Below are 7678 nucleotides of genomic sequence, written 5' to 3'. Positions count from 1 at the left end.
GGGAACGCGCTGCCGCAGCCGCTGGCCGACCGGCTGCGCACGGTGCTCGAACGGCGGCGCAACGCGGTGTGGGAGCGGCTGGGGGCCGTCAACGAGGTGACGGGGGAGTCGGCGGACGACACCTACCGGCGGCTCGCGCGGGAGATGATCGCGGCGGAGCGGGGGGTGTTCGTGGAGCTGCGGGACCGGCGCCGGATCGACGACGAAATGCTGCGGACGCTTTTGCGGCGGCTGGACCTGGAAGAGGCGGCGGCGTACCGCGAGGCGACGGAGTAGGTGGCGGGCGGGACTTCGCCCCTGCACCCCCGTACGCGGCCGAAGGCCGCTTACGGGTGGGGCCCCTCCTCAGGGGCGTCCGGTGATCACCGCCGCAAGCCTCGTCCCCGGGGGGAACGCGCCCTCCTCCGTCAGCGTCAGCAGACCCAGCAGCATCTTCGCCACGTACACCCGCTCGACCGCCACCCCGTGCCGCCCCTCGAAGTCCTCCGCGAACTCCTCCAGCCGTGGCGTCGTGCGGGCATAGCCCCCCGCGTGGAACCGGTCGTCCAGCGTCCACCGTCCCGCCGGACCGCCGAACGCCTCGCGCTGGAGGCGGCGGACCTCCTCCTCCAGGAAGCCGCCCCTGAGCACGGGGAAGCCGATCGCCCGCTGCCCGGGGGCAAGACCGGCCGCGAGGCCCGCCAGCGTGCCGCCCGTGCCCACCGCGGTCGCCGCGACGTCCGCCAGGCCGTGGAGCTCGTGGCCCAGTTCCGTACAGCCGTGCACCGCAAGCGAGTTGCTGCCTCCCTCGGGTACGACGTATGCATCGGCGAAGGCCGGCGGAACCGTCTTGGCGCGGTACGCCGAGCGGTCCACGAAGTGCAGCCGCATGCCGTCCGCCGCACACCGGGCGAGCGAGGGGTTGAGCGGGCGGTGGGCCAGCTCGTCCCCGCGTACGACACCGATCGTCACCAGGCCGAGCAGGCGGCCCGCGGCCGCCGTGGCGCGGAGGTGGTTGGAGTACGCACCGCCGAAGGTGAGCAGCGGGCGGCCCTGCGCGGCCGCGAGGTTGGGGGCCAGCTTGCGCCACTTGTTGCCGGTCAGCTCCGGATGGATGAGGTCGTCCCGCTTGAGCAGCAGGTGGACGCCGTGGCGGGCGAAGCGGGCGTCGTCGACCGGCTGGAGCGGGGAGGGGAGATGCGGACGCAGCAGTTCCGGGGGCATGGGGGAGATTGTCGCCGCCCTTCCCCGTCAGGGGCGAAACAGTCTCCCTCATTTGTGTAATGGCGCCGCGACTCCCTGTGATGGAAGGCTCGCGTACGCAGTTCAGCGCTTGATCGAGAGGGAGTCAGATGTCGGTTGGCGAAGAGATCCGCGAGCAGCAGGCGCCGCCCCAGCAGAGTCTTGGGACGGCCGCGGCGCGGAACTTGGCGACCACCACCAAGTCCGCGCCGCAGATGCAGGAGATCACCTCGCGGTGGCTGCTGCGGATGCTGCCGTGGGTGCAGGTGCAGGGTGGTACGTACCGGGTGAACCGCCGGCTCAGCTACTCCGTGGGCGACGGACGCGTGACGTTCGTGCAGACCGGTGACCGGGTGGCGGTCATCCCCGCCGAACTGGGCGAACTGCCCGCGCTGCGGGAGTACGGGGACGAGGCGGCGCTGGGCGAGCTCGCACAGCGCTGCACACAGCGGGAGTTCGCGGCAGGCGAGGTGCTTGCGGCGGCGGGGTCCGCCAATGACCGGGTGTTCCTGCTCGCGCACGGGCGGGTGGAGAAGATCGGTGCGGGGCAGTACGGCGGCGAAACGGTTCTGGGGATGCTCGCCGACGGGGCCTATCTGGGCGACCAGGCGCTCCTCGACGCGGATTCCGCCTGGGAGTACACCGCGCGGGCGGCGACCGCCTGCACGGTCCTGGAGCTGACCCGGGCCGATGTGCTGAACCTGGCCGAGCGTGCCGGTTCGCTCCGTGAGCATCTGGCCGGGCTGCTCTCCATTCCGGAGCAGCGGACCAACAAGTACGGCGAGGCGGCGATCGACCTCTCCGCGGGGCATGTGGGGGAGGCGGTCGTCCCGCACACCTTCGTGGACTACGACGCGGCGCCGCGCGAGTACGAACTGAGCGTCGCGCAGACGGTGCTGAAGGTGCACAGCCGGATCGCCGATCTCTACAACCAGCCCATGAACCAGACCGAGCAGCAGTTGCGGCTCACGGTCGAGGCGCTGCGCGAGCGCCAGGAGCACGAGCTGATCAACAATCGTGAGTTCGGGCTGCTGAAAAACGCCGACTACAGCCAGCGCATCCAGCCGCACGACGGGGTGCCGGGACCCGACGACATGGACGAACTGCTCAGCAGGCGGCGCGGGTCGAAGATGATCCTCGCGCACCCGCGGGCCATCGCTGCCTTCGGACGGGAGTGCAACAAGCGCGGGCTCTACCCCGACAGCATCGAGGTGGCCGGGCACCATGTGCCGGCCTGGCGAGGGGTGCCGATCTTCCCCTGCAACAAGATTCCGATCTCCGACTCCCGTACGACCTCGATCATCTGTATGCGTACGGGCGAGGCCGAGCAGGGCGTCATCGGGCTGCAGCAGGCCGGCATCCCCGACGAGATCGAGCCGAGCCTCTCGGTGCGCTTCATGGGGATCGACGAGCAGGCGATCATCTCCTACCTGGTGACGGCCTACTACTCGGCGGCGATCCTGGTACCGGACGCGCTCGGCGTGCTGGAGAACGTCGAGGTCAGCCGCTGGCGGTGAGTTGGCGGGTATGGGTCCTCACGGAAGTGGGCCCATACCCCCCCCGCCGGGTATTCCCCAGGGAAGGTGAACCGCCGTGATCACTGCACATTCCGCACACTCCGCGACCGAGGGCCACGAGGCCGCCGCTCTCCTGGAGCGCACCAGGGTCGTGGTCAACCCCCGGCTCCGTTCCACCGTCGAGACGCTGCCGGGCTCCCTGCGCCGTATCGCGATGTACCACTTCGGCTGGGAGCTGCCCGACGGCACCCCGGCCGCGGGTCAGGCGGGCAAGGCGATCAGGCCCGCGCTGGTGCTGGCCGCCGTACAGGCGCTTGGCGGGGAGATGGAGCCCGCCGTACGGGCCGCGGCGGCCGTCGAGCTGGCGCACAACTTCACGCTGCTGCACGACGACGTGATCGACCAGGACCCCACCCGCAGGCACCGCCCCACCGCCTGGACCGTCTTCGGGATACCGGACGCGATCATCGCCGGCGACGCGCTGCTCGCTCTCTCGCTGCGGCTGCTCGCCGAGGACACGCATCCGGCCTCCCGACAGGCCTCGGAGCGGCTCGCGGCGTGCGTCATCGAACTCTGCGCCGGCCAGCAGGCGGACTGCGCGTTCGAGGACCGCAGCGACGTCACGCTGGAGGAGTGCCTGGCGATGGCGGAGGCCAAGACCGGTGCGCTGCTCGGCTGCGCCTGTGCGCTGGGCGCGCTGTACGCGGGGGCGGACGGCGAAGTGGTCGCCGCCATGGACGCGTTCGGGCGGGAGGCGGGGCTCGCCTTCCAGCTGATCGACGACCTCATCGGGATCTGGGGGGACCCCGCCCGTACCGGTAAGCCGACCGGTGCGGATCTGGCCGCCCACAAGAAGTCGCTGCCGGTGGTGGCGGCTCTGTCCTCGGGGACGCCCGCGGCGGCCGAGCTCGAAGAGCTGTACCGGGGGCCCATGAACGCCGCCGCCATACGCGCCGCGACCGAGGCCGTGGAGCGGGCGGGCGGCCGCGACTGGGCCCAGATGCAGGCGGCCGACCGGATGGCCAGGGCGGTGCACCATCTGTCGCGGGCGGTGCCTGATCTGGCGGCGGCGGGAGGCCTGCTGTCCCTCGCGGAGTTCGTGACGCGGCGCAGCCACTGAATCTGTCCCCGGCTGCCGCACCCCGCGCCTCTGCCCCAACTCTAAGATCCTGTTCGTCGGTTGAGGATCGGACGAGAGGGTCAGGGGCATGGGCGTGGCGATACGGCGGGCGGGCGCGGGGGACCGAGGGGAACTCGTACAGCTGCTGGACAGGGCGTTCCACGACGACCCGGTCAGCGGATGGGTCTTCCCCGACGAGGCGCACCGGCGGGCGGTGCACGGGAAGTTCCTCGGGGTCTTCATCGATGTCACCCTCGCCGAGGGGCGGGTCGACATCACCGAGGACGGCTCCGCGATGGCCCTGTGGCTTGAGGTGCCCGCGGGGGTGCCCGAGGGGGAGGACGACACCCCTGCCCTGATGCGGGAGACGGCCGACCCGGAGAACGAACGGGCCGAGCTGGTGGGCCGGTTGATGGGCACGGTCCATCCGCACGACCGGGCCCACGCGTATCTGCTCATGATCGGGGTGAGCCCCGACCGGCAGGGGGAGGGGCTGGGGACCGCGCTGATGGCGCCGGTCCTCGAGCGGTGCGACCGGGAGGGCATGCCCGCCTATCTGGAGGCGAGCAGCGCGCGCAGCCGGGTGCTGTACGAGCGGCTCGGATTCGTCTTCATGGGCACGACGGTGGACCTTCCCGACGGGCCGCGGATGTGGCCGATGTGGCGTGAGCCGCAGGGCTGAATCACTGTGCGGGGACGAGCTGTTCGACGAGCGCGTCGACCAGGCGGGAGATCGTCTCCTCTCCCAGCACGCCCGGCAGGGTGAGGTGCTCGACCAGCAGGCCGGTCATGGCGACGTACAGCATCCGTACGGTCTCGGCGTCGCCCGGCATGCCCGAGTCCAGATGGAACGTGACGTTGGCGTCGAGCACCTCCCGCAGGGCGGCGGTCAGTTCGGCGCGCAGGCCGGGGCGGCGGGTGGCCTCCAGGCGGAGTTCCAGCAGCGCCAGATAGCCGGTGCGCTCCTGCTCCATGCGCCGGACCAGCCAGTGCATGAGGCCGGCGGCGAGCGCGCGCGAGGGGCCGGGGAGCATGGCCGCCTCGATCTCTGCGGGGTCGGGCGTCATCCGTACGTGGATATGGCGTCCGGCCTGGGTGAGCAGGTCGTCTCGGCTGCTGAAGTAGTTGGACGCGGTGCCGGCCGGGACGCCCGCCCGGGCATCCACGGCGCGGAAGGTGAGTCCGCGCGCGCCTTCGAGGGCGAGTACGTCGATCGCCGCGTCGACCAGGGCGGTCCTGCGTTCCGGATTCCGGACCATGGTGCTCTTTCCCGCTTCCTGTGCTGCCTGTGCTTCCTGAAGTCTTGCGCAACCACTACACCTGGAGCACTATAGCTGTCGTGGTTCGCGGACGGCCACACCCCCGAGACCAAAGAGGTCGGTTTGCGCCAGCTCACGTACTACGTCGGTGCCTCCATCGACGGCTTCATCGCAGCGCCCTCCGGGGCCTACGACTTCTACCCGATCGGCGAGTCCTTCCTGAAGGACTTCCTGGTCGGCGAGTACCCCGAGTGCCTGCCGACGCCCGTGCGCGGCCATATGGGCATCGACGGTGTGCCGAACACCCACTTCGACACGGTCATCCAGGGCCGGGCCACCTATGACGCCGGGCTGAAGGCGGGGGTGACGAGCCCGTACGCGCATCTGCGCCAGTACGTGGTCTCGCGCTCGATCACCGAGAGCCCCGACCCCGCCGTCGAGATTCTCTCCGGCGATGTCCTGGCCGCGGTGCGTGAGCTCAAGGCGGAGGAGGGCGGGCTCGGGATCTATCTCGCGGGCGGGGCCGATCTGGCCGCCCAACTCCTTTCCGAGATCGACTGTTTGATCGTCAAGGTCTATCCGATCGTGATCGGCTCGGGCATTCCGCTCTTCTCGGCGGAATTCGGCGTCGTCGACTTCGCGCTCGACGAATTGAGGACCTTCGACAACGGGACGATCGTGACGAAGTACGCCAGGAAGCGGTAATTCCGGACTTGATCACGCCTTGTGACGGGGAAGTGGCGACACCGCTAAAGTCCGGCTCATGACAGCACAGTCGTGGGCCGGCTGGTACCGGGACCACCATGGATCGGAAGCCTTCGTGATCACCGTCGAAGGGCGGCAACTGCACACCCGGATCAGGGGTGTTGAGTACGTGGGGGACTCCTTCGACATGCTGGCCCCCGTAACCGGGATACCTCTGAGCGACTGCGTACTGGAATGGGACATGCCGCTGCCTGTCCTGTCGACCGGCGGCGAAGTGCACCAGGCCACCCTCAGCTGCCTGCTGGCGCTGCGGCGGCCGGACACCGACCTCGGACTGACCCTGCACTACGGCGGGGCGGGGTACATCGCGGGGAACAACGACGGTGACTTCGGGGGAGCGCTCGCGCTGATCCAGGAGCAACTGCCGCCCGGTGCCACGCTCCAGGCGCCGTTCACGGTGAACGCCTAGCGCGCGCTGGGCGCTCCTAGGGCGCTCCTCGGGCGCTTCCCGGGCGCACACGTCGGCCCCGCACCGGATCCCCCTCCGGTGCGGGGCCGCCCCCGTGTGCCGTGGTTCAGGCGCTGGTGCGCTCCCTTGCGTACCAGGCGATCATCACCGTCGCGACCGCCGACGGAAGGGCCGCGACGAGACCCGCGGCGCCGCTGGAGATCGCGAAGCTCAGCAGCATCCCGACGATGAACAGCGCCGACAGCCAGCGCGGCACCGAGCGCGCCCGGAAGAGCGCGATGCAGACGAGCACCGAGCCGGCGATCTGGGCGAGCGCGCTGGGCGCAAGAACGTTGGTGTAGAGGTCGGTGTGGTCATTGATGTACGCGACGAAGCTGTGGCCCGAACCCGTGGGCAGGGCGGCGGAGTCGGTGGCGTACCCGTACAGCACTCCGATGCCCCCGAAGCCCGAGCTGACCAGCGTGCCCGAGACGATCAGCAGCACCGATCCGATGCGGGCCGGCGCCGCGCCCCGGTTCCGCACCAGGACGAGGACCGCGAAGGCGAGGCCGACGCAGAACAGGGCGTAGAGCGGCCCGCCGTAGGCGAACATCGCCCAGAAGCGGTCCCGGTGGCCGGAGGCCTCGCCGTAACCGAAGCCGTTGTGCGGGTCGCCGCCCGGAGTGAGCACGGCGAACAGCGCGTTCACGACGGAGCCGACCGCGACGACGCCCAGGGCGGCGGTGGCCAGGGTGCGCAGACCGGTGGCGACCGGTGCGGCGGCAACAGGTGCGGCGAGGTGCTTGGTGTCGGTCATGAGGGTCTCCCGTGGCAGTGGCCGAGCGGCTGAGGTTCTGTCACAGCACAGTGGCGGCGGGGGAGTCGGTGCCACATCCGGGCGGGCACGGGAAGAGTCTGCGTGCTGCCACGGATACCGCGAAGGGTGACCGCGCCCCTACCGTGAGCACATGAAGGCCGTACGGGCCGTGGAGGCCGGAAGTGCGGCGTGGCCGCGGCGGGCTGCCGCCGCGGTCGCGCTGATCGCGTGTGCCGTCACCGCCGTCGTCTGCGCCGCGCTGGTCTCCGTCGACCCGGCGCCCGCGGCCGGGGACATCCTGCTCTTCGCCGGGGCCGCCGGCATCGGGTCCTTCTCCGTCGCGCTCGGGCTCTTCGTCGCCCGGCGGCGGCCCCGCAACCCCGTCGGGCCGCTGCTCGCCCTCACCGGGCTGATGCCGCCGCTGATCATCGGGCTCGACACGTACAAGGGCGCCGGACTGGCCCGCGGGCGCCCGCTCCCCGGCGCCGAGGTCCTCAACCAGCTCACCGCGGGCTGGTGGACCCTCTGGTACGTCCCCGTGATGCTGCTCGTCCTCCTCTTTCCCGACGGGCGGCTCCCGGCCGGGAGCCG

At 70.9% G+C, this 7678-nt stretch carries 8 protein-coding genes and 2 pseudogenes; 7 read left to right on the top strand and 3 right to left on the bottom strand.

The window, feature by feature from the left end; all coding sequences use genetic code 11:
* Positions 1-276: pseudogene (locus J0695_RS18960) on the top strand (Na+/H+ antiporter); the annotation flags it as partial.
* A 69-nt stretch (positions 277-345) separates the two neighbouring features.
* On the opposite strand, the gene J0695_RS18955 reads toward J0695_RS18960, so the two are convergent.
* Positions 346-1203 carry a 1-aminocyclopropane-1-carboxylate deaminase/D-cysteine desulfhydrase gene (locus J0695_RS18955; protein ID WP_206963277.1) on the bottom strand — a complete coding sequence of 286 codons (858 nt, stop codon included), beginning with the start codon at positions 1201-1203 and terminating at the stop codon, positions 346-348.
* Positions 1204-1331: 128 nt separating this feature from the next.
* Between J0695_RS18955 and J0695_RS18950 the strand changes: the two genes are divergently transcribed.
* From J0695_RS18950 to J0695_RS18940, 3 genes are all read left to right on the top strand, one after another.
* Entirely contained in the window at positions 1332-2738 is a 1407-nt protein-coding gene (locus tag J0695_RS18950; protein ID WP_206963276.1) for a family 2B encapsulin nanocompartment shell protein, read from the top strand.
* A gap of 79 nt (positions 2739-2817) precedes the next feature.
* A complete protein-coding gene (locus tag J0695_RS18945; protein WP_206963278.1) occupies positions 2818-3858 on the top strand; it encodes a family 2 encapsulin nanocompartment cargo protein polyprenyl transferase in 1041 nt (346 codons plus the stop codon).
* Positions 3859-3946: 88 nt separating this feature from the next.
* A complete protein-coding gene (locus J0695_RS18940; protein ID WP_206963275.1) occupies positions 3947-4540 on the top strand; it encodes a GNAT family N-acetyltransferase in 594 nt (197 codons plus the stop codon).
* A 1-nt stretch (position 4541) separates the two neighbouring features.
* Here the strand turns inward: J0695_RS18940 and J0695_RS18935 are convergent, their stop codons facing one another.
* Positions 4542-5117, bottom strand: a complete 576-nt coding sequence (locus J0695_RS18935; protein ID WP_206963274.1) for a TetR/AcrR family transcriptional regulator — start codon at positions 5115-5117, stop codon at positions 4542-4544.
* 123 nt (positions 5118-5240) lie between these two features.
* On the opposite strand from J0695_RS18935, the gene J0695_RS18930 reads away from it, so the two are divergent.
* On the top strand, positions 5241-5822 hold the full coding sequence (locus J0695_RS18930; RefSeq protein WP_206963273.1) for a dihydrofolate reductase family protein: 582 nt from the start codon (positions 5241-5243) through the stop codon (positions 5820-5822).
* A 58-nt stretch (positions 5823-5880) separates the two neighbouring features.
* Positions 5881-6291: a DUF6304 family protein gene (locus J0695_RS18925; protein ID WP_206963272.1), complete on the top strand. Its 411-nt coding sequence runs from the start codon at positions 5881-5883 to the stop codon at positions 6289-6291.
* A gap of 106 nt (positions 6292-6397) precedes the next feature.
* Here J0695_RS18925 and J0695_RS18920 read toward each other — a convergent pair whose 3' ends face one another.
* Entirely contained in the window at positions 6398-7087 is a 690-nt protein-coding gene (locus tag J0695_RS18920; protein WP_206963271.1) for a DUF4386 family protein, read from the bottom strand.
* 151 nt (positions 7088-7238) lie between these two features.
* On the opposite strand from J0695_RS18920, the pseudogene J0695_RS18915 reads away from it, so the two are divergent.
* Positions 7239-7678: pseudogene (locus J0695_RS18915) on the top strand (hypothetical protein); the annotation flags it as partial.

It is taken from the genome of Streptomyces beijiangensis (assembly GCF_017315755.1).
In the GTDB taxonomy this organism is placed as follows: Bacteria; Actinomycetota; Actinomycetes; order Streptomycetales; family Streptomycetaceae; genus Streptomyces; species Streptomyces beijiangensis.
This window is presented reverse-complemented; position numbering and strand designations above follow the sequence as displayed.